This window comes from Streptomyces sp. NPDC031497 (assembly GCF_055580905.1).
Map to the genome: position 1 here is coordinate 26522 of NZ_JBVIKO010000018.1, position 19781 is coordinate 46302.

Below are 19781 nucleotides of genomic sequence, written 5' to 3' on the forward strand. Positions count from 1 at the left end.
GGGCGGGTGGGTTGCGGTGGTGGGGTCGGTAGGGGCGGGTGGGGGCTTGGCGCGCAGTTCCCCGCGCCCCTTACGGGCGCGCCAAGCCTCGCGGAGTTGGCCAGTTGGCCAGTTGGCCGGTTCGGCCCTGGCCTGGTGCTTGGCCCAGCTCAGTCCGTCGGTGCTGTCGCCGTAGGCGCGAGGTGGGTTTCCGCGAACTCCATCTCCAGTCTCAGCTGCTTGATCCGTTCGTCGACGACGAGGGAGCCGTGGCCCGCGTCGTAGCGGTAGACCTCGTGGGGGGCCGAGCGGGCTGCCAGGCGGGCGACGTAGTTGTCGATCTGGCCGATGGGGCAGCGGGGGTCGTTGACGCCGGCCGAGATGTAGACCGGGGCCTTGACGTCGTCCACGTAGGTCAGGGGCGAGCTCGCGGCGAAACGGTCCGGGACCTCCTCCGGCGTGCCGCCCAGCAGCGTGCGGTCCATCGCCTTCAGTGACTCCATCTCGTCGTGGTACGCCGTGACGTAGTCGGCGACCGGGACGACCGCGATGCCCACCGCCCAGGAATCGGGCTGGGTGCCCAGGCCGAGCAGGGTCAGGTAGCCGCCCCAGGAGCCGCCGGTCAGGATCAGCCGGTCGGGGTCGGCCAGGCCGGACTCGATCGCCCAGTCCCGTACCGCCGCCACGTCCTCCAGCTCGATCAGGCCCACCCGGTGCTTCAGCGCGTCCGTCCAGGCGCGGCCGTAGCCCGTGGAGCCCCGGTAGTTGATGCGGACCACCGCGTAGCCGTGATCCACCCAGGCCGCCGGCCCCGCCGCGAAGCTGTCGCTGTCGTGCCAGGTCGGGCCGCCGTGCAGGTCGAAGACGGTCGGCAACGGACCTTCCGCTCCCGCCGGCTTCTGGATCAGCGCGTGGATACGGCCGCCGGGGCCCTCCACCCAGGCGTCCGAGACCGGGACGGACGGGGGGCACTTCATGCCCGGCGGGTCCAGGACCACCTCGCCCGTCGTCGAGCGGACCACCGGCGGCTCGGCGGCCGAGGACCAGAGGTACTCGACGGTTCCGTCGGGGCGGGCCGTGGCCCCGGAGACCGAGCCCGCCGGGGTCGGGATCGGGGTCAGCTCGTGCGTCGCCAGGTCGTAGCGGAACAGTTCGCTGCGGGCCTTGTTGCTGTGGGCGATCAGCAGCGCGCTGCCGTCCGGATACCACTCCGCGCTCACGTCGCCCGGCAGGTCGAGGGTCAGGTCCGTCTGCTCGCCGGTCACGACGTCCCAGACCAGCGGTTCCCAGCGGCCGCGCCGCTGGTGGCCGATGAGCAGCCGCGGGTCGCCGTCGACCGGGGCGAAGCCCAGCACCTCCAGGCCCAGTTCCTCGGTGCCGCCCCTGGTGTCGTCCAGCTCGGCGACCGGCGTGGCGTCCGGACGCAGCACGCGCAGCGCCGAGTGCATCGCGTCGCCGTGCTCGGTGTGCTCGATCGCGATCAGCGAGCCGTCGTGGGAGAGGTCGCCGACGCCCGCCGACTCGGCGTGGCGGTAGATCTCCAGCGGCGCCTTCCCCTCCTCGGCCAGGTAGATCGTCGTACCCTCGTCGTCCGTGGAGCGGCCGACGACCGCCGTACGGCCGTCCCGGCCCAGGGCCAGGCCCGAGGGGTAGGACGGCTCCAGGCCCGGCGTCGCCTCCTCGTCCGCGCCGCCGCCGAAGGGCTGGCGGCGCCAGACGCCGAACTCGTCGCCGTCCTTGTCGTCGAACCACCAGATCCACGCGCCGTCCGGGGAGAGCAGCCCGTCCGTCGTGCCGTTCGGCCGGTTCGTCGCCTGCCGCTGCTCCCCGCTCGCGCGGTCCCAGGCGTACAGCTCATACGTCCCCGTCGCGTTCGACACGAACAGGGAACGGTCGGGGGCGTCCTCCGCCCAGTCCGGAAGGGAGACCCGAGGAGCGCGGAAGCGCTTCTCCCAGTCCGGCATGTCGCTCTCACTCATGGCCGCAGTCATGGCCCCATAGTGCCCGCCTCCACCCACAATGCGCTGACGGGTGCCCTCAGCCTGTGGATAACTTTGCGAGCGGCCGCGCGCTCGGGGCCGACCCCACTCCCAACCCCCCGCAAAGCGCCCCGTACCGTGGAAGGCGTGTACCGCTTTCTGCTGACACCCCGTTGGTGGGGCATCAACGTCTTCGTGCTGCTCGCCATCCCGTTCTGCATCTTCATGGGGTCGTGGCAGCTGAGCCGCTTCGAGTCGCGGGTCGAGGCGCACCGCAGCGCCGACCGGCAGGTCGAGGCCGCCCGGACGGAAGCGGCCCGGCCCCTGGCCGACCTGCTCCCCGTCGACCAGTCGACCTCCGGCAAGCGGGCCACCGTCAGCGGCCGGTACGCAAAGCAGCTGCTGGTGCCCGACCGGCAGCTCGACGGCAAAGACGGCTTCTACGTCCTGACCCTGCTGCGCACCGACTCCGGCCAGGCCCTGCCCGTGGTCCGCGGCTGGCTGCCCGGCAAGGCCGACGCGGCCAGGGCGCCCGCCCCGCCGGCCGGCGAGGTCACCGTCACCGGCGCCCTCCAGGCCTCGGAGACACCGGGGGACAACGGCGTCAGCACCCAGGGCGGGCTGCCGTCGGGGCAGACGGCGGCGATCAGCGCGGCCTCGCTGGTGAACCTGGTGCCGTACCGGGTGTACGACGCGTGGATCACGCTGGAGAAGGCCGACTCGGGCATGACGGCCGTGCCGGCGACCGCGCCGGACAACTCGGGGCTCGATCTGAAGGCGTTCCAGAACCTCGGCTACACCGGCGAGTGGTTCGTGTTCGCGGGGTTCGTGGTGTTCATGTGGTTCCGGCTGCTGCGCCGCGAGGCGGAGTTCGCCCGGGACGCGGCGCTCGGCCTGGTACCGGACGAGGAGCCCCTGGCCCAGCAGCCGACCGCCGTCTGAGGGACGCCGACGGCGCCGCCCCCGCGGCGCCGGTCACGCCCCCGGCAGAACCCCGGTCCAGTAGACCGTCCCGGCGCACGCGTTCGTCACCGTCGCGGAGCCGGTCGGGGACCCGGCCTCCGGGGTGTACGAGATCGCGACGCTGCCGTCGGCCGTGCCGTCCTCGGTGAGCAGCTGGGTGGTGGTGCCGTCCGACCCGGAGGTGGTCGTACCGGTGCTGCTGCCGGGGTCCTCGGAGGGGCTCGGGGAGGGCGTGCTGCCGCCGGTGCCGCCGGTGTCGGTGGAGCCGTCGGTGCCGGAGCCGCTGGTCGGGCAGGTCTCCAGGGGGACGAAGCCGAACTTCTCGTCGTAGGCCTCGCCGGGTGCCAGGACCAGGCCGGTCAGCTCGGTGGACGGGTCGGGGAGCCCGGCCGCCGCGTCGCCCGAGGTGTGGCGGACCTGGCTGAGCTTGGTGGCGTCGGCCGCGCCCTGCGGGAGCAGACCCACGCTGCCGGGGCCGCCGACGGTACAGCTCGTCTTCGAGACGTTCAGGACGCGGAAGGTGCCGTAGACGACACCCGTCGAGTCGGGGGCGTCGACGGTGGCGGTCGGGGTGGCGAGCTGGTCCGCGGTGCAGACCGGGGCCATGGTGTCGGCGCTGGCCGAGGGGACGACCTTGGTGCCGCCGACGGCGCCGGTGCTCTCGTCCTTGCCGCTGCCCTTGGTGCTGCCCGGACGCTGGCTGGTGGCCTGGCCGCTGGTGCCGCCCGCGGTGCTGGTGCCGCCGTCCGGGTTCTTGCCGCCGGTGGCGCCGCCCTGGGCCTGGGAGGCCTGGCCGGCGATGGAGGTGTTGGGGTCGATGCCGCCGGAGTTGGAGACGTGCACGAGGGCGGGGATCGCGGTGCCGATGAACAGTGCGGCGGCCGCCATGCCGACGGCGGCCTGGCGCTTGCGGGCGCGGCGGGCCGGCACCGCGCGGCGCAGGTGGTCGAGGACACCGTCGCGCGGTGCGAGATCGTCGACCGCGGAGTGCAGCATCCGGCGCAGGGCCAGTTCGTCGCCGCCGAGCCCGTCATGCCCGGGGCCGAGCCCGTCAGAGCCCTGTCCGAGCTCCTCGGGGCCCTTTTCGTCGGGGCCGTGGTTCACAGTTCCGTTCCCAGCGTGCGATTGCGTGTGCTCTTGCTCGTGGTCCCGCGCCGGCTCTCGCCGACCGGCAGGTTCATGATCCCGCACCGGCTCCCCCGCCTCGCGAGAACCCTGCGGCTCGTGACCGGCGCCGCGCGGAGCACCGTCCCCCGGTGCACCGTCCCGTGTCGGCTCGTGCCAAGCGTAGGGCTCGTGGCGATCATGTGAGTCGCCTCCCTCGGGGCTGTCCGTCATGCCAGCGACTCCATCGCCACCCGCAGCGCCGCGATGCCGCGCGAGCCGTACGCCTTCACCGAGCCCAGCGAGATGCCGAGCGTCTCGGCGACCTGGGCCTCGGTCATGTCGGCGAAGTAGCGCAGCACGAGGACCTCGCGCTGGCGGCGCTGCAGGCCCTTCATCGCCTGGATCAGGTCGCGCCGCTCCAGCTGGTCGTAGGCGCCCTCCTCGGCGCTCGCCATGTCGGGCATCGGCTTGGAGAGGAGCTTGAGGCCGAGGATGCGGCGGCGCAGCGCGGAGCGGGAGAGGTTGACGACCGTCTGGCGGAGATACGCCAGGGTCTTCTCCGGGTCGCGGACGCGTTTGCGGGCGGAGTGGACACGGATGAACGCCTCCTGGACGACGTCCTCGCAGGACGCGGTGTCGTCGAGGAGGAGCGCGGCGAGGCCGAGAAGCGAACGGTAGTGCGCCCGGTAGGTCTCGGTGAGGTGGTCGACGGTGGTACCGGCCGCCGCCGTCTCCTCGGAGCCGTCGCGCTGGCTGGGTATGCGGGTGGGCCGCGCTGCGGGCATGGGCGCGATCACCGGCATGCCGCCGGCCGCGCCGGACACGCGGGGGCGCAGGCCCGCGCGGGGCGGCCGCAAGGCCGTCGCGCCGAGGGGCGCACTGAGTTCGAGTACCTCTGCCACGCCAGTTGGACACGCCTACCCCCCTCGGGGTTGTACGTGTCGGGCATTACTTTCGCGTCAGGCGCGCCGGGCGGGGTCGCGCCGGGCATGCCGGGTCGGCCGGCCCGCGCGGTCCAGACCGTTCTCCGCGCGTCCGGCAGTACACCCGACGGTGCCTCAGATGCCGTCATGCGTCCCGCTCTTCCCTTATGTCCCATTTGAACGGACGTCCCCACGCCCAGATCACGGCGTCCCCACGCCAGGATCATGCGTCCCCACGGCCCGAAGGCCGGCCGCGTAAGCGCCCAGTAAGAGGGCGACCGCAAAGACGCTCCCCGCCGTCCGCGTGGTTGCGGAGGACGGGGAGGAAAATCTTCGAACGCCGAGGGGGCGGGATTCAAGTGGTTTGGACCATGCTCATGGCCACATTTCTTACGCCGACCCTACATGTGGGCCCGCTCCCACCCGGGACGTTTCCCGTGGTCACCGGCTGTTCACGCGAATTCCGCCGCACCTGAACGGCCAGTCAGTTCCGCCGCGACCAGCTCGGCGATCTGCGCGGTGTTCAGAGCGGCACCTTTGCGAAGATTGTCCCCGCAGACGAAAAGTTCCAGCGCGGTCGGGTCGTCGAGCGCCCGCCGTACCCGCCCGACCCAGGTCGGATCGGTGCCCACCACGTCGGCGGGCGTCGGGAACTCCCCGGCGGCCGGATTGTCGAAGAGGACGACACCCGGGGCGGTGTCCAGGATCTCCCGGGCCCCGTGGACGGTGACCTCGCCCTGGAACCGGGCGTGCACGGTCAGCGAGTGCGTGGTGACCACCGGGACCCGGACGCAGGTCACCGCGACCGGCAGCTTCGGCAGCCCGAGGATCTTGCGGGACTCGTCCCGCACCTTCATCTCCTCCGACGACCAGCCGTCCTCGCGCAGCGACCCGGCCCACGGCACGACGTTCAGCGCGACCGGCTCCGGGAACGGCCCGGTGAGGTCCCCGACGGCCCGCCGCACATCACCGGGCTTGGTGCCCAGCTCCGTACCGGCGACCATCGACAACTGGGCCCGCAGCGTCTCCACGCCGGCCCGTCCGGCCCCGCTCACCGCCTGGTACGACGACACCACCAGCTCGCGCAGCCCGAACTCGGCGTGCAGCGCGCCCAGGGCGACGATCATCGACAGGGTGGTGCAGTTGGGGTTGGCGATGATCCCGCGCGGCCTGCTGCGGGCGCAGTGCGGATTGACCTCGGGTACCACCAGGGGCACCTCGGGGTCCATCCGGAAGGCCCCGGAGTTGTCCACGACGATCACGCCCCGGGCGGCGGCGACCGGCGCCCAGCGCGCGGAGATCTCGTCGGGCACGTCGAACATCGCGACGTCGATCCCGTCGAAGGCCTCCTCCGACAGGGCGACGACCTCGACCTCCTCCCCGCGCACGGTCAGCTTGCGGCCGGCCGAGCGCGCGGAGGCGATCAGGCGGATCTCGCCCCAGACGTCCGCCCGCTGGGACAGGATCTGGAGCATGACCGTGCCGACGGCCCCGGTCGCCCCCACGACCGCGAGCGTCGGCTTTCCAGTCATCGGCCGGTGCCTCCGTAGACCACGGCCTCGTCGCTGTCGGAGTCGAGCCCGAAGGCGGTGTGCACGGCGCGCACGGCCTCCGGCACGTCGTCGGCGCGGGTGACGACCGAGATACGGATCTCGGAGGTCGAGATCAGCTCGATGTTCACGCCCGCGTCGGACAGCGCCTCGAAGAACGAGGCGGTGACCCCGGGGTTGGTCTTCATACCCGCGCCGACCAGCGAGATCTTGCCGATCTGGTCGTCGTAGCGCAGCGAGTCGAAGCCGATGCCCGGCCGGTTGCGCTCCAGGGCGTCGATGGCCTTGCGGCCCTCGGTCTTCGGCAGCGTGAAGGAGATGTCCGTCAGGCCGGTGGCGGCGGCGGACACGTTCTGCACGACCATGTCGATGTTGACCTGGGCGTCGGCGATGGTCCGGAAGATCGCGGCGGCCTCACCCGGCTTGTCCGGCACACCGACGACCGTGATCTTGGCCTCGGAGGTGTCGTGCGCGACACCGGAGATGATGGCCTGCTCCACCTTCTTGTCCCCAATCGGCTGACTGCTGACCCACGTGCCCTGAAGTCCGCTGAAGCTGGACCGGACGTGGATCGGGATGTTGTAGCGGCGTGCGTACTCCACACAGCGGTGGAGCAGCACCTTGGAACCGGAGGCGGCGAGCTCCAGCATGTCCTCGAAGGAGATCCAGTCGATCTTCCGCGCCTTCTTCACCACGCGCGGGTCGGCGGTGAACACACCGTCGACGTCGGTGTAGATCTCGCAGACCTCGGCGTCGAGCGCGGCGGCGAGCGCCACGGCCGTGGTGTCGGACCCGCCGCGCCCCAGCGTGGTGATGTCCTTCTTGTCCGCGCTGACGCCCTGGAACCCGGCCACGATGGCGATGTTGCCCTCGTCCAGCGCCGTCCTGATCCGCCCCGGCGTGACGTCGATGATCCGGGCTTTGTTGTGGACCGAGTCGGTGATGACACCTGCCTGGCTGCCGGTGAACGACTGGGCCTCGTGGCCCAGGTTTTTGATCGCCATGGCCAGCAGTGCCATGGAGATCCGCTCTCCGGCGGTCAGCAGCATGTCGAACTCACGCCCGGCAGGCATCGGGGACACCTGCTCGGCCAGATCGATCAGCTCGTCCGTCGTGTCGCCCATCGCGGAAACGACGACAACCACCTGGTTGCCGTTCTTCTTCGCTTCCACGATTCGCTTGGCGACGCGCTTGATGCCTTCGGCATCGGCAACGGAGGAACCTCCGTACTTCTGCACGACAAGGCCCACGTGCGCTCCTCGCTCGGTTTGTCTCTGTCGGCTCAGTTTAACGAGCGGTCGAATTCCACCAGCGTGCTCCCGCATGGTGAGACGTCCTGGCGGGGTGTTCCGCCGCTCGCTTCCGGGACGGAACATGCCCCGTGCACGGCCCACCACGCGGAAAGTGCCCCGGCTCACAGTGCCGGGCCCGCGTCCGGTCAGCCCCGCAGCAGGCTGACCCCGGCACCGAGCGAGACGACGCCCATGCCGACGGCGGTCAGTACACCCTGGCCGGCGTCCACGGCGAAGGGCGCGCCGGCGGCGACGACGAGGTTGAAGAGGAAGAAAAGGAAGAAGAAGAGGAAGAGGAACCACAGGACGGGGCGGGAGGAGAGCAGCTGCTCCGGAGGGCCGCGACGAGGGAGTGCGCTGCCCGACCGCTGGTGCAGGCGGGTACACCATGACGGCGCTGATCCTTCTCTCCGGCAGCGTGCCGCTGGGCGCGGGTGTGCGGTGGCGGTGGCCGACCGGCATGGGCTTCGCGCCGGCCGCCGTACCGGCCCTGATCCTGCTGCTCGGCCCGGCCGAGGGGTCGCCCCGGCGCACTGCGCGACGGGCGCGGCAGGCGCGGCAGGCGCGATCAGCGTGGCGGGCCTGGCGGGCGGCCGGCGCGGGGTCCGCCCGACGGCGATGGTCCCGCTGTGGGGGCGGCGGCTCAGGCCACGAACTCCTTGAGGGGCTCGGTGTCGGGGGTGAAGTTCACGGAACGTCTCGCTCGACGGGCTCGGCGGTCACGATGCCGTCGACATCCCGTGCAGCGCCGCGAGCTGGACCCGGTTCTCCACGCCGAGTTTGCGGAGGATCGTGCTGACGTGGGACTTGACGGTGGTGGGGCTGAGGAAGAGGGAGTGGGCGATCTGGGGGTTGGTGCGGCCCTCGACGAGGAGGGAGAGGACCTCTCGTTCCCGGGGTGAGAGAAGGGCGCGGGGTTCCGGGCTCACCGGGTGGGCGGCGAGGGAGCGGACGGCCGCCGCCAACTCGGCTGCGGAAGACGTGCAGTTCAGCAGGAGACGAGGGGAGCCTGACCGGTCGTCCCCGCTCTCACGGCTGCGCTGTCCCGGTCCGACGAGAACGAGCGGTGCCGTCTGCGCGAGGTGGTCGTGGGCCGCCCGGGCCCAGGGCGCGCCGGCGGCCTCGGCCAGGAGGACATCGGGCCGCACGCTGCCCACGAACTCCCGTGTGGGCCAGGCCCCGACAGCCGCGACCACGTGGATGCCATCAGCTCCCCGAAGTTGGCCCTCGACACGCGTACGCAGCAACAACTCGTCCATGGCGAGCATCACCCGGATCAAAGATTCCCCCTGGTAACTGCATTGAGTTGTTAAAAGGTCATGTACAGCGTAACTGCGGCCACTTGAAAGGTCCGCGAGATCTTCACATGCCACGGCATCGCCCATCGTCCGGGCGGAGGGGGTCGGTTGGCGGATACCGGTGGCGGTCTACCCGCGTAAGGATCTTCCTCGGCTCCGAAACCGCAGCGCAGCGCGGTCTCGTCACGCTGGTACCGCGACGAGACCGCTGTCCGTGGCCACGGAGCTTCCCACTTTATTGCTGACCGGGGCCGCTCGTGCCCCCAAGGAGTCATGTGATGAACCGGAAGCAGCGGATCGTCTCGTCGACGATTCTCGGCGCTCTGCTCGTGGGCGCCGGTGCGCCGATAGCCTCGGCCGCCGCCCAGCACTCCGCGCCGCGCACCGTCGCCGCCGTGTCCGTCGGCGCTCTCGCCGAGGGCGAGACGGGGATCGAGTACTACCCCGAGATCGAGTCGTCGTCCCAGGCGGAGGCGCAGGCCGAGGGCGAGCGGGTGGCACTGGGCAAGCTCAGTGCGCTCAAGACGCTGCTGAAGAAGAGCCCGGCGCTCTTCAAGGCGGCCGTGAAGGCGGCGAAGAAGGGCTACGCCGCCTTCATGAAGTGGGTGAACAGCCTCTCCAACTTCAACCCGGTGAAGTGGGCCATCAAGGCTTCGCCGGAGTACATCGTCGTCCAGCTCATCGAATGGCTGGTCAACCAGGTCGTCTGACCTCACGCACCCACCGGGGGCTCCTGCGGGAGCCCCCGGATCTTCAGCAGCCGACCAGGAGCGGACATGGGTCAGGACACGGGGCAGGACACGGGGCAGGACACGCCCCGGAAGTCGCGCGGGCAGATCGTGGCGGACAACCTCTGGGGTTCTCCCGCCCTCTTCGCCGGCTGCGCCTTTCTCTTCTTCTTCCTTCTGCGCAATGACACCGGCGAACGCATCGGGTGGACCCTGTACTTCTGCGGCTGGGTCCCGCCCCTGTGCATGGCCGTGTGGTGTGCGGTGACCCGGCAGAAGCCGGGCGTCGGAGGCGTGTTCGCGCCGGTGCTGCTGATCGCCGCCGGATTCGTCTTCTGGCTGAACCACGGTTGGCCGCTCTCGTGATCGACGTCAGCTCGCTCTCCAAGTCGTACGGGAAGAAGCGCGTCGTCGACGAGCTGTCCTTCACCGTGGCCCCCGGGACCGTCACCGGCTTTCTCGGCCCCAACGGGGCGGGGAAGACGACGACGTTGCGCATGCTGCTCGGGCTCACCCGGCCGGATGCCGGTACCGCGCTGATCGAAGGCCGGCCCTATCACGAGCACCCGGACCCCCTGCGGGTCGTGGGAGCCCTGCTCGACGCCCGCTGGACGCACCCCAAGCGGTCCGCGCGGGCGCATCTGGAGTGGCTGGCAGCTGCCAACCGGATCGAACGGCGGCGGGTCGGCGAGGTGCTGGAGCAGGTCGGCCTCACCGCCGTGGCCGACCGGCCCGCCGGGACGTTCTCCCTGGGCATGGCCCAACGGCTCGGTCTGGCCGTCGCGTTGCTCGGCGAGCCGCGTGTGCTGGTGCTCGACGAACCCGTCAACGGCCTCGACCCGGAAGGCATAGCGTGGATGCGCGGCATGATCCGGGCGCAGGCCGCCGAGGGGCGTACCGTCCTCGTCTCCAGTCATCTGCTCGCCGAGATGGCGCTCACCGCCGACCATGTCGTGGTCATCGGACAGGGACGTCTCATCGCCCAGCACAGCGTCGAGGAACTCACCGCCCAGGCCGCCGACCAGGCCGAACCGCCCGTCGTCCTGGTCCGCGCGGACGACCCGGCGCGGCTGCGCGCGGCCCTGGCCGAGGGGGGTGCCACGGTGGAGGACGCCGGACCACCGGCCCTGCTCGTACGGGGACTGAGCAGCGAGGAGATCGGTCGCCTCGCCCTGCGCGCGGGCATCGCGCTCTTCGAGCTCACTCCCCGTCGCGCCACCGTGGAGGACGCTTTCCTCCGACTGACCAGTCAGGCCGTCGAGTTCAGAGGAGACGTCCGCGCATGAGCAGGATGTGTTCCGTGGTCGACCCCGCGGGTGTGCGGGCGGAGTTCGTCAAGCTCCGTACGCTGTCCTCTACTTGGCGGTTCCTCGCGGTCACCGCGGTCGTCTCGCTCGCCTTCAGCGGGATCGGCGTGGGCGTGACCGAGAGCGGGCAGCGGCCCGGACTCGTCGACGCGATGACCGGCCCGGCGTTCGGCCAGTCACTGATGATGCTGCTCGCGGCCCGCACGGCCACCCAGGAATTCCGTACCGGAACGATCTGGGCGTCGTATCTGGCGGTGCCGGACTGGCGTCGGCTGATCGGGGCCAAGGCCGTGACGGCCGTCGTCGGATCCGTGGCCGTGGGTGCCGTGCTGTGTGCGGGCGGGCTGGCGGTGGCCGCGGTGGTGGCCCCGCAGGCGGATCTGGCGCCCGACACCGGCGCCGAGTGGCGCACCCTGTGCGGCATCGTTCTCACGTACGCGATCGGCGCGGCCATCGGCGTCTCCGTCGGCGTCCTGGTCAAGAGCGCCGGCCTCGCCATCGCCCTGCTCCTGGTCTGGCCGTTCGTGGCCGAGCCCGCCCTGGGGCCGCTGGCCGACTGGCTGCTGGGCACCGGCGTCTCGCCCTGGCTGCCCTTCACCGCGATGAACGCCGTCAGCGGCGACCCGACGGCTCCCCCACTGCCGGGCGGCGCGCTCACCGGCGTCCTGTACGTGACCGTACTGGCCGCCGCACTCCTCGTCTGCGCGACGGCCGTCCAACGGAGACGGGACCTCTGAGGCCCGCCTCCCGGCGCTGCTAAGGCCTGATCCCCAGCGACCCGCCGATCTCCTCCTGCATGACCTGGCCCGCCTCGAACTCCAGCGTCTCGTCGCCGATCGTGTCCTGGTCCGTGTCCAGGCCGTCCAGCTCCGCCAGGGGCTGGTTGAGGCGGACGTGGATGAGGATGGACTGGAGGGCGCGCAGGGTGGCGGAGGCGGTGGGGCCCCAGTTGGAGAAGTAGGAGAACTGCCACCACCACAGGGCCTCCGTGGTGCGGCCGGCCCGGTAGTGGGCCATGCCGTGGCGGAGGTCGGTGATGATGTCGGCCAGGTCGTCCGAGAGACGGGCCGGCACGGGCGCCCTGCGGGGCTCGTACGGGTCGAAGACCTCGGAGTAGACGTCGATGGGCTCCAGGAGGCGCGCGAAGTTCTCGCGGAGCTGGTCGACGTCCGGCTCGGGGCCCAGGTCCGGCTCGTAGCGCTCGTCGGGGACGATGTCCTCGTGCGCGCCGAGTCGGCCGCCGGCCAGCAGCAGCTGGGAGACCTCCAGGAGGAGGAAGGGGACCGCCGAGTCCGGCTCGTCGCCCTTCGCCACCTCCGTGACGGCCACCAGGAAACTCTCGACCTGGTCGGCGATCTGGACCGCGAAGTCGTCGGGGTCCTGGGCGGTCGCGTGCAGTGTGGCGTCAGACATCTAGGAGTCGTCTCCCCTCGAAGGCGCGGCCGAGGGTGACCTCGTCCGCGTATTCCAGGTCGCCACCCACCGGGAGGCCGCTGGCCAGGCGGGTGACCTTCAGGCCCATGGGTTTGATCATGCGGGCGAGGTAGGTGGCGGTCGCCTCGCCCTCCAGGTTCGGGTCCGTGGCCAGGATGAGTTCGGTGACCGCGCCGTCTGCCAGACGGGCGAGCAGCTCCCTTATCCGCAGATCGTCGGGGCCGACGCCCTCGATCGGGCTGATGGCGCCGCCGAGCACGTGGTAGCGGCCGCGGAACTCACGGGTGCGCTCGATGGCGACCACGTCCTTGGGCTCCTCGACCACACAGATCACCGTCGGGTCGCGGCGCGCGTCGCGGCAGATGTTGCACAGCTCCTCCTGCGCCACGTTGCCGCAGGTCGCGCAGAAGCGGACCTTCGCCTTCACCTCCAGGAGGGCCTGGGCGAGCCGTCGTACGTCCGTCGGCTCCGCCTGCAGGATGTGGAAGGCGATCCGCTGCGCGCTCTTCGGACCGACGCCGGGCAACCGCCCCAACTCGTCGATGAGGTCCTGGACCACGCCTTCGTACAACGGACTGCCCTTCCTGGAGTCTTTCGGTACGTACCGTAGTTGGCTGCCGCCTGTCCTAGGAAGGCGGTACGGGTGTCGCGCGGGCGACGAACATCAGAACGGCGCGATCGCAGCGGTGGGATCAGAACGGCAGACCGGGGATACCGCTGCCGCCGCCCAGGCCCTGTGCCAGCGGGCCGAGCTTCTGCTGCTGGAGCGCCTGGGCGTTCGCGTTGGCCGCCTGGACGGCCGCGACGACCAGGTCGGCGAGGGTCTCGGTGTCGTCCGGGTCCACCGCCTTCGGGTCGATCTTCAGCGCGCGCAGCTCGCCGGCGCCGGTCACGGTGGCCGTCACCAGGCCGCCGCCCGCCTGCCCGTCGACCTCCGTGTTCGCCAGCTCCTCCTGGGCCCGTGCCAGGTCCTCCTGCATCTTCTGGGCCTGCTGGAGCAGCTGCTGCATATTGGGCTGGCCACCACCGGGGATCACGATCAGCTCCTGGGTCCGCGTACGTGTCTGGTTCGTTCTGCTCTGCTGTGGATGAGCCTACGTGGTCGGCGCAGCCATCGCCCCGCCACTCTTTCGAGTGAGAATCCTGGCGGCCCTATACCTGATCAAGACCCACTTACGAGCGGAAAAGAGGCGAAAGCAAAGCCTTCGCCACCCGTTGGGCGGTAGGAAGGGTTCCCGTCGTCAGCATCCATTGTCACGTCCAGTGCGACGGCCGAGGCCATGCGCAATGACGGTCCGATATCACGGAACGTGATCGGTTGTGATCAGTAGGGAGTGCCGGGTGGGCCAGCCGGAGATGCAGCCCGAGGGACCGCCTCAGGACGGGCGGGGCGAGGGCGCGGCCGGACTGCGGCCGGGTGATCTGACCGGGCGGCCGTTCCCGCTCGGGGACTGGGGCGAGCCGGCCGAGCGGCTCGACGAGCTGTACCGGTGGGTGGAGCGCGGGGCGCTGGTGACCGCCGAGTGGTATCTGTCGGACCGGGTGTGGAAACGGCGGGGGGCCCGGGCGCTGCGGTGCGGGGCGGCCGTGGGCGCGGTACTGGGCGCCGCGCTGCCGCTGCTCGACCTCACCGGGGTGGTCAGCGGGGTCGCGCCCTGGGGGTATCTCGCGCTGCTGATGGCGGTGGCGTGCGTCGGCATCGACCGGTTCTTCGGGGTGACCTCCGGCTGGATAAGGGACATGGCGACCGCGCAGGCCGTGCAGCGACGGCTTCAGGCGCTCCAGTTCGACTGGGCGGCGGAGAGTGTGCGGGAGGTGCTGGGACCGGCGGAGGGCACGGCGAGCGAGGCGGCCGAGCGGTGCCTGGCGGTGCTGCGGCGGTTCTCGGAGGACGTGACCGAGCTGGTCCGCACGGAGACGGCCGACTGGATGGTGGAGTTCCGCACGGGCCCGGCACCGCTCGGCATGCAGGCGACGGTGACGGCGGGCCCCCGCGCGGACGCGGGACATCTGAACGGCCGCTTCCCGCTGCCCCCGGGCACGAACGGAACCCGCCCGAACATGCCCAGACAGCGGCCGCCGGAACCCCGGTGAGCAGATTTGTTAAGACGGCCTAATGTCTTGACATCGGCGGAAGCGGCCCCGCATCGTGAGCGGACAGTCTCCGGAACGGTCCGAAGAGGGGCAGCCACATGGTGCGAACGCTCGGCGTCGCCGTCGTCGGGTTCGGCTGGATGGGGCGGGTGCACACCCAGGCCTACCAGCGGGTCCCCCACCACTTCCCGCGGCTGTCCGTACGCCCCGAGCTGGTGACCGTCGCCGAGGAGGTGCCGGGCCGGGCCGAGGAGGCCGCCGCACAGTTCGGGTTCGCGTCCACCACCCGGGACTGGCGCGAGGTCGTCGCCGACCCGCGCGTGCACGCCGTCAGCATCACCGCGCCGAACTTCCTGCACCGGGAGATCGGCGTCGCCATGGCGGAGGCCGGCAAGCACCTCTGGATCGAGAAGCCGGTCGGGCTCACCGCCGAGGACGCCGGCGCGGTCGCCGACGCCGTCGCGAAGGCGGGCGTCCAGGGCACGGTCGGCTTCAACTACCGCAACGCGCCCGCCGTCGCCCACGCCCGTGACCTCATCGCCTCCGGCGACCTGGGCACCGTCACGCACGTCCGCATCCGGCTCTTCAGCGACTACGCGGCCCACCCGGACGGGGCCCTGACCTGGCGCTACGAGCGGGCCCGCGGCGGTGGCGGGGTCCTCGGCGACCTCGCCTCGCACGGCGTCGACCTGGCCCGCTTCCTGCTCGGCGAGATCACCGCGCTCGCCGCCGACACCGCCGTCTTCATCCCGGAGCGCGCCCGCCCCACCGGCGCCACCGCCGGCCATACCCTGGCCACCGGCGGCGCGCTCGGCCCGGTCGAGAACGAGGATTACGTCAACTGCCTGCTGCGCTTCGCCTCCGGCGCCCGGGGTGTCCTGGAGGCCTGCCGGGTCTCGGTCGGCGAGCAGAACAATTACGGCTTCGAGGTGCACGGCACCAAGGGCGCCGTCTTCTGGGACTACCGGCGGATGGGCGAACTCGGCGTCAGCCGCGGCACCTCCTACCAGGACCAGCCCGTCAGCACGGTCTACGTCGGCCCCGGACACGGCGAGTACGGCGCCTTCCAGCCCGGCGCGGCCAACGCCATGGGCTACGACGACCTCAAGGTCGTCGAGGCCCGCAACTTCCTGCGCTCCATCGCCGAGGACACCCCCTACGGCCCGACCCTGCGGGACGCCGTGCACAGTGCCACCGCCCTCGACGCGATGAGCCGCTCGGCCGCCCGGGGCACCTGGGTGAGCCTCGGCTGAACCGCCGCGGCTCACCGGCAGAGCGTCATCCCCACCGGGAGGTAGCAGGGCACATGCCCGTGCGTGCGGATCACGTCCTGGCCGTTGCCCTTGACGACGTACGACAGGAAGCTCGACGCCAGCGTGTCGGCCGCGGGCTGGCCATAGGTGTACGCGTACTCGATCTCGCGGTACGGGTACGGGCTGACGCCGCGCCCGATCGCCTCCACGGACGGGGCGTCGTGGTCCAGGGAGAGGGTGTGCAGGCCCTTCGCCCCGGCCGCCACGTTCAGCTCGGCGTAGCCGACCGACCCGTACGCCCCCTCGCAGTCCTTCTCGTACTTCTCGGCCGCCTGAGCGAATGTTCTTCGGACGTTCAACTACCCCAGGGGGCACGGGAGTTCACTGTTTGCTGTACGTGAGGCTCTCCCCGCCGTCCTTGCGGACCCGCTTCAGCCTGCCGTCCGACAGCAGGGTCACCTCGGTGGCCTCGCCGGCGCTGCACGACGAACGGGGCTCGCCCGTCGTGACCGTGGAAGGACCGATCTCCAGCGGGCCGCCCGAGCCGGGCTTCGCGGCGAGCTTCGCGTCGAACTCGCAGTGGTAGCCGGGGCCGTCGGCGACCAGGGTGAGGATCGTGTCGCCCACCGCGCCCTGGCGGATGGTCAGTTCGCGGGTGTTGTGGCCGGTGGAGTTGTCTATCGCGGTGGTCCAGGTGCCGAGGAAGGCGGTGGGCACGGTGCCGGCGGAGGGGGCCGAGGAGGAGGGCGACTCGCTGGGCGTCGGTTCACCCGAGGAGGTCTGGGCGGTCGCCGAAGGGGTGGGGGTGGGGGCGCCGCCCGCCTTGTCGTCGCCGCCGTTGTTCATGAGCGCGTACACGGAGCCGCCGGCGGCCAGCATCACGACCAGGGCGACGGTGACGAGAAGCGCGGTGGAACGGGGGGTACGGCGGGACTCGCCGACGGGGGTGGGGTCGTACGGCGGGGGTGGCGGGGGTGTGTAGAGCGGCTGGGTCGGCTCGGGGGTGGCGATGGTGGTGTGAGGGGTGGCGTGGGGGTCGGTGTAGGGGTTGTAGGGCTGCGGGTGCTGGTGGGGTTGCTGGTTCGGGTAGCCGTAGGCGGGGTGGGCCGGGGCGTGTTCGTGGGACGGCGGGTCGAGTGTCGGCTGCGGGTACGCCGGGGCTGGTCGCGCCCCCGCCGCGGCAGCCTCGGTTTCAGCGCCGCCCCGCACCCCTTGGCCGGCCGGGCCTCGCGCCCCTTCCTCCGCCACCTGCGGCCAGATCCCTTGTACCGTCGGATCCTCCACCTCCAGCAGCTCCACCGCGTGGCGGCCCAGTTGGGCCACCAGGGAGCCCGGTAGCCAGGGGTCCCGGGAGCGGCCCTCCTCGACCGTGTCGACCGCTCCCGTCCGCGCCAGGATCGCGTCCAGGGACGGGCGGGTCGCCGGGTCCTTGCGCAGGCAGTCGCGGACCACGTCGGCGATGCCCTCGGGGATCCCGGACAGGTCGGGTTCCTCCTGGGCGATGCGGAACATCTGCGCGTGTGCGCCGCCCTCGGTCGAGCCGAAGGGGAGCCGGCCGGTGGCCGCGTAGGCGAGCACCGAGCCGAGGCTGAAGACGTCGGAGGCCGACGTGATCCGGTCGCCGCGCACCTGCTCGGGGGCCATGAAGCCCGGCGAGCCGACGAGCGAGCCGGTCTGGGTGATGCCCTCGCCGGGGAGGGTCTCCAGGGCCCGCGCGATGCCGAAGTCGATGACCCGCGGGCCCTCTATGGTGAGCATCACGTTGGACGGCTTGAGGTCCCGGTGGACGATCCCGGCCGCGTGGATGTTGGTGAGCGCGTGCGCCAGCCCGGCAGCCAGGATGCGCACCGACCGCTCGGGCAGTGGCCCGTGGTCGTGCTCGACGACCCGCCGGAGACTCGGTCCGGCGACATAGCCGGTGGCCACCCAGGGCACGGCGGCCTCGGTGTCGGCGTCCAGGACGGGCGCGGTCCAGAACCCACCGACCCGCTGGGCGTTGCGCACCTCCTGCCGGAAGCGGGCCCGGAAGTCCTCCTGCGCGGCGAGTTCCGCCCGTACCAGCTTCACGGCGACGGTACGACCGCGCTCCGACCGGGCGAGATACACGTGCCCCATGCCGCCCGCGCCCAGCCGCGCCAGCAGCCGGTACTTCCCGATGTGCTGCGGATCCCCGGGCCCCAGCTTCTCCATGGCAGATCCGCCCCTTCTCCACACTTGTGATCGAGCCGAGAATATTCCGGCCGCTCCGGCAGCCGGGACCCGCCTTGTCTACGGTTCCGTAACAGGTACCGGCCGCTCCGGTATATCCACGGGCTGTGGACAACCTGTCGCGGAATCCCCATGGCCATGGAACATGTCGCCGATATCGCGTCCGCACCGGGCACTCCTAGGCTCGGCGCCATGACCCCTCAGCCCAGTCCACAGGCCGGAGCCGCCGTCAAGGCGGCCGACCGCGCGCATGTCTTCCACTCCTGGTCCGCGCAGGACCTCATCGACCCGCCGGCCGTGGCCGGCGCCGAAGGGTCGTACTTCTGGGACTACGACGGCAGGCGTTACCTGGATTTCACCAGCGGGCTCGTCTTCACCAACATCGGCTACCAGCATCCGAAGGTCGTCGCCGCGATCCAGGAGCAGGCCGCGAAGATGACCACCTTCGCGCCCGCCTTCGCCGTGGAGGCCCGGTCGGAGGCGGCCCGGCTGATCGCCGAGCGGACCCCCGGTGACCTGGACAAGATCTTCTTCACCAACGGCGGCGCGGACGCGATCGAGCACGCCGTCCGAATGGCCCGGCTGCACACCGGCCGCCCGAAGGTGCTGTCCGCCTACCGCTCGTACCACGGCGGCACCCAGCAGGCGATCAACCTCACGGGGGACCCGCGCCGCTGGGCCTCCGACGGCGCCGCCGCCGGGGTCGTGCACTTCTGGGCGCCCTTCCTGTACCGCTCCCGTTTCTACGCGGAGACCGAGGAGCAGGAGACCGCGCGGGCGCTGGAGCACCTGGAGACCACGATCGCGTTCGAGGGGCCGGGCACGGTCGCGGCGATCGTCCTGGAGACCATCCCCGGGACCGCCGGGATCATGGTGCCGCCCGCCGGATATCTGGCCGGTGTCCGGGAGATCTGCGACAGGCACGGGATCGTCTTCGTCCTGGACGAGGTCATGGCCGGGTTCGGGCGCACGGGTGAGTGGTTCGCCGCCGACCTGTTCGGGGTCGTACCCGACCTGATGACCTTCGCCAAGGGCGTGAACAGCGGGTACGTGCCGCTCGGCGGTGTCGCCATCAGCGAGCGGATCGCCGAGACCTTCGCCAGGCGGCCCTACCCGGGCGGCCTGACGTACTCCGGGCACCCGCTGGCCTGTGCCGCCGCCGTCGCCACGATCAACGTGATGGCGGAGGAAGGCGTCGTCGAGAACGCCAAGCGGCTCGGCGCGGACGTCGTCGGGCCCGCCCTGGCCGCGCTGGCCGAGCGGCACCCGAGCGTGGGCGAGGTGCGCGGCACCGGCATGTTCTGGGCGCTGGACCTGGTGAAGAGCCGGGAGACCCGGGAGCCGCTGGTGCCGTACAACGCGGCCGGGGAGGCCAACGCACCGATGGCCGCGTTCACGGCTGCCGCCAAGCAGCAGGGTCTGTGGCCGTTCGTGAACATGAACCGGACGCATGTCGTGCCGCCGTGCAACGTCACCGAGGCGGAGCTGAAGGAGGGCTTCGCGGCGCTCGACGCGGCGCTGAGCGTGGCCGACGAGTACACGGTGTAAGGGCGCCGATTTCGGGTGCGGGGCGGTGGGGGCTGAGCGCTCAGTTCCCCGCGCCCCTGAAGGGGCGCTCATGCAACCCGAACGCGTAAGGTGGCGTGCTCGTAGATGTACATGTAAG

At 71.4% G+C, this 19781-nt stretch carries 18 protein-coding genes and 1 pseudogene; 8 read left to right on the top strand and 11 right to left on the bottom strand.

Translation table 11 applies throughout. The features are described 5' to 3' along the window. Window positions 1–149 precede the first annotated feature (149 nt). The gene (locus ACZ5K7_RS31345; protein ID WP_450972909.1) at window positions 150–1958 is read right to left on the bottom strand and encodes a S9 family peptidase; all 1809 of its coding nucleotides are present in this window, start codon (window positions 1956–1958) and stop codon (window positions 150–152) included. A 147-nt stretch (window positions 1959–2105) separates the two neighbouring features. Between ACZ5K7_RS31345 and ACZ5K7_RS31350 the strand changes: the two genes are divergently transcribed. Then, on the top strand, window positions 2106–2900 hold the full coding sequence (locus ACZ5K7_RS31350) for an SURF1 family protein (protein WP_468918473.1): 795 nt from the start codon (window positions 2106–2108) through the stop codon (window positions 2898–2900). Window positions 2901–2933: 33 nt separating this feature from the next. Here the strand turns inward: ACZ5K7_RS31350 and ACZ5K7_RS31355 are convergent, their stop codons facing one another. The 5 genes from ACZ5K7_RS31355 to ACZ5K7_RS31375 form a co-directional block, all read right to left on the bottom strand. Then, window positions 2934–4025, bottom strand: coding sequence for a hypothetical protein (locus ACZ5K7_RS31355; protein ID WP_468918476.1), 1092 nt, complete (start codon window positions 4023–4025; stop codon window positions 2934–2936). 230 nt (window positions 4026–4255) lie between these two features. Beyond that, window positions 4256–4930 (bottom strand): SigE family RNA polymerase sigma factor, encoded by a 675-nt coding sequence (locus ACZ5K7_RS31360; RefSeq protein WP_351708281.1) that lies wholly within the window; start codon window positions 4928–4930, stop codon window positions 4256–4258. Between the two features lie 473 nt (window positions 4931–5403). Next, entirely contained in the window at window positions 5404–6483 is a 1080-nt protein-coding gene (locus ACZ5K7_RS31365; RefSeq protein WP_351708278.1) for an aspartate-semialdehyde dehydrogenase, read from the bottom strand. Next, window positions 6480–7751 carry an aspartate kinase gene (locus ACZ5K7_RS31370; RefSeq protein ID WP_351317465.1) on the bottom strand — a complete coding sequence of 424 codons (1272 nt, stop codon included), beginning with the start codon at window positions 7749–7751 and terminating at the stop codon, window positions 6480–6482. The genes ACZ5K7_RS31365 and ACZ5K7_RS31370 overlap by 4 nt, the downstream gene beginning before the upstream one ends. 761 nt (window positions 7752–8512) lie before the next feature. Beyond that, the gene (locus ACZ5K7_RS31375) at window positions 8513–9061 is read right to left on the bottom strand and encodes a helix-turn-helix transcriptional regulator (protein ID WP_351708275.1); all 549 of its coding nucleotides are present in this window, start codon (window positions 9059–9061) and stop codon (window positions 8513–8515) included. A 308-nt stretch (window positions 9062–9369) separates the two neighbouring features. Here ACZ5K7_RS31375 and ACZ5K7_RS31380 point away from each other — a divergent pair, with 308 nt between their 5' ends. The 4 genes from ACZ5K7_RS31380 (at window position 9370) to ACZ5K7_RS31395 (ending at window position 11863) form a co-directional block, all read left to right on the top strand. After that, complete coding sequence (locus ACZ5K7_RS31380; protein ID WP_351708272.1) at window positions 9370–9801, top strand: hypothetical protein; 432 nt, start codon at window positions 9370–9372, stop codon at window positions 9799–9801. 66 nt (window positions 9802–9867) lie between these two features. Continuing rightward, entirely contained in the window at window positions 9868–10185 is a 318-nt protein-coding gene (locus tag ACZ5K7_RS31385; RefSeq protein ID WP_351708269.1) for a hypothetical protein, read from the top strand. After that, window positions 10182–11105, top strand: a complete 924-nt coding sequence (locus tag ACZ5K7_RS31390) for an ABC transporter ATP-binding protein (RefSeq protein ID WP_468918482.1) — start codon at window positions 10182–10184, stop codon at window positions 11103–11105. Before ACZ5K7_RS31385 ends, ACZ5K7_RS31390 begins: the two co-directional genes overlap by 4 nt. Continuing rightward, complete coding sequence (locus ACZ5K7_RS31395) at window positions 11102–11863, top strand: hypothetical protein (RefSeq protein ID WP_468918484.1); 762 nt, start codon at window positions 11102–11104, stop codon at window positions 11861–11863. Before ACZ5K7_RS31390 ends, ACZ5K7_RS31395 begins: the two co-directional genes overlap by 4 nt. A 19-nt stretch (window positions 11864–11882) precedes the next feature. On the opposite strand, the gene ACZ5K7_RS31400 is transcribed toward ACZ5K7_RS31395, so the two are convergent. From ACZ5K7_RS31400 to ACZ5K7_RS31410, 3 genes are all read right to left on the bottom strand, one after another. Next, complete coding sequence (locus tag ACZ5K7_RS31400; protein ID WP_351708261.1) at window positions 11883–12539, bottom strand: DUF5063 domain-containing protein; 657 nt, start codon at window positions 12537–12539, stop codon at window positions 11883–11885. After that, window positions 12532–13131 carry a recombination mediator RecR gene (gene recR, locus ACZ5K7_RS31405; protein ID WP_123975374.1) on the bottom strand — a complete coding sequence of 200 codons (600 nt, stop codon included), beginning with the start codon at window positions 13129–13131 and terminating at the stop codon, window positions 12532–12534. The genes ACZ5K7_RS31400 and recR overlap by 8 nt, the downstream gene beginning before the upstream one ends. A gap of 121 nt (window positions 13132–13252) precedes the next feature. Then, the gene (locus ACZ5K7_RS31410) at window positions 13253–13597 is read right to left on the bottom strand and encodes a YbaB/EbfC family nucleoid-associated protein (RefSeq protein WP_351708258.1); all 345 of its coding nucleotides are present in this window, start codon (window positions 13595–13597) and stop codon (window positions 13253–13255) included. A gap of 304 nt (window positions 13598–13901) precedes the next feature. On the opposite strand from ACZ5K7_RS31410, the gene ACZ5K7_RS31415 reads away from it, so the two are divergent. Together ACZ5K7_RS31415 and ACZ5K7_RS31420 are read left to right on the top strand one after the other, a co-directional pair. Then, on the top strand, window positions 13902–14654 hold the full coding sequence (locus tag ACZ5K7_RS31415) for an SLATT domain-containing protein (protein WP_351708254.1): 753 nt from the start codon (window positions 13902–13904) through the stop codon (window positions 14652–14654). A gap of 98 nt (window positions 14655–14752) precedes the next feature. Beyond that, the gene (locus tag ACZ5K7_RS31420; protein ID WP_468918488.1) at window positions 14753–15907 is read left to right on the top strand and encodes a Gfo/Idh/MocA family protein; all 1155 of its coding nucleotides are present in this window, start codon (window positions 14753–14755) and stop codon (window positions 15905–15907) included. Between the two features lie 11 nt (window positions 15908–15918). Here ACZ5K7_RS31420 and ACZ5K7_RS31425 read toward each other — a convergent pair. Continuing rightward, window positions 15919–16200, bottom strand: a pseudogene (locus ACZ5K7_RS31425) (phosphate ABC transporter substrate-binding protein); the annotation flags it as partial. A gap of 88 nt (window positions 16201–16288) precedes the next feature. Further along, on the bottom strand, window positions 16289–18097 hold the full coding sequence (locus ACZ5K7_RS31430) for a serine/threonine-protein kinase (RefSeq protein ID WP_468918491.1): 1809 nt from the start codon (window positions 18095–18097) through the stop codon (window positions 16289–16291). Between the two features lie 210 nt (window positions 18098–18307). Between ACZ5K7_RS31430 and ACZ5K7_RS31435 the strand changes: the two genes are divergently transcribed. Continuing rightward, window positions 18308–19663: an aminotransferase class III-fold pyridoxal phosphate-dependent enzyme gene (locus ACZ5K7_RS31435; RefSeq protein ID WP_468918494.1), complete on the top strand. Its 1356-nt coding sequence runs from the start codon at window positions 18308–18310 to the stop codon at window positions 19661–19663. Window positions 19664–19781 lie beyond the last annotated feature (118 nt).

Bases quoted from the DNA above. Each gene is read 5' to 3' on its own strand.
- ACZ5K7_RS31345 (WP_450972909.1), bottom strand. From the start codon at position 1,958: ATGAGTGAGAGCGACATGCCGGACTGGGAGAAGCGCTTCCGCGCTCCT.
- ACZ5K7_RS31365 (WP_351708278.1), bottom strand. From the start codon at position 6,483: ATGACTGGAAAGCCGACGCTCGCGGTCGTGGGGGCGACCGGGGCCGTC.
- ACZ5K7_RS31375 (WP_351708275.1), bottom strand. From the start codon at position 9,061: ATGCTCGCCATGGACGAGTTGTTGCTGCGTACGCGTGTCGAGGGCCAA.
- ACZ5K7_RS31380 (WP_351708272.1), top strand. From the start codon at position 9,370: ATGAACCGGAAGCAGCGGATCGTCTCGTCGACGATTCTCGGCGCTCTG.
- ACZ5K7_RS31385 (WP_351708269.1), top strand. From the start codon at position 9,868: ATGGGTCAGGACACGGGGCAGGACACGGGGCAGGACACGCCCCGGAAG.
- ACZ5K7_RS31395 (WP_468918484.1), top strand. From the start codon at position 11,102: ATGAGCAGGATGTGTTCCGTGGTCGACCCCGCGGGTGTGCGGGCGGAG.
- ACZ5K7_RS31400 (WP_351708261.1), bottom strand. From the start codon at position 12,539: ATGTCTGACGCCACACTGCACGCGACCGCCCAGGACCCCGACGACTTC.
- ACZ5K7_RS31420 (WP_468918488.1), top strand. From the start codon at position 14,753: ATGGTGCGAACGCTCGGCGTCGCCGTCGTCGGGTTCGGCTGGATGGGG.
- ACZ5K7_RS31430 (WP_468918491.1), bottom strand. From the start codon at position 18,097: ATGGAGAAGCTGGGGCCCGGGGATCCGCAGCACATCGGGAAGTACCGG.
- ACZ5K7_RS31435 (WP_468918494.1), top strand. From the start codon at position 18,308: ATGACCCCTCAGCCCAGTCCACAGGCCGGAGCCGCCGTCAAGGCGGCC.